Source organism: Sphingobium sp. IP1, from assembly GCF_002708645.1.
Classification (GTDB): domain Bacteria; phylum Pseudomonadota; class Alphaproteobacteria; order Sphingomonadales; family Sphingomonadaceae; genus Sphingobium; species Sphingobium yanoikuyae.
The window spans coordinates 1-533 of record NZ_NOIW01000269.1 but is presented as its reverse complement, the minus strand read 5'-3'; the positions used below and the strand labels follow the sequence as shown (position 1 = coordinate 533).

The 533-nt window shown below is 60.0% G+C and carries 1 pseudogene; it reads left to right on the top strand.

The window, feature by feature from the left end:
• Positions 1-39: 39 nt before the first annotated feature.
• Positions 40-533 (top strand): annotated as a pseudogene (locus tag CG471_RS29910) (hypothetical protein); the annotation flags it as partial.

Sequence of the window (533 nt, the reverse complement as noted above, 5' to 3'; positions counted from 1 at the left end):
ATAGAGCCTGTTGCCAGGGCCGTATTGGCAGCAATACGGTTGCAGGACTATCTACACAACAGCGCCGATCGAACGGAAGCGCCGCGAGATGATGAGCCCCTGTTCAAACCGGCCTTGATTCGGGGGGTGGGCAATGTCCAGCTTACGGCGCATCAATCGACCGTATACCTGAATTACTTTGCCAAAGAGTGTCGCCGGCTCGCCGAAGAAATGGCAGCGGCGGCGCCCGCCGAAGCCGACCGCATACTGGCACTTTATCATATCCCGGACGAGGGTGATGAACCCTGGCGGTGGCGCACGCGTCAGCTCCGCCGCACCCTTGCATGGTACATCGCCAGTCAGCCCTTCGGCGTGATCGCGGGCATGATACAATATGGGCACGCGAGCGCCATGATGTTCGAAGGCTATGCGGGCACTTCCCAATCCGGCTTCCGTTCGGAGATCGAAGAGGAACGTCGCCTCGCTCAGCTCAGCGATATCGTCGAGATGTACGAGGACTGGAAGGCAGGGATCAATCCAGGCGGCCCCATGCG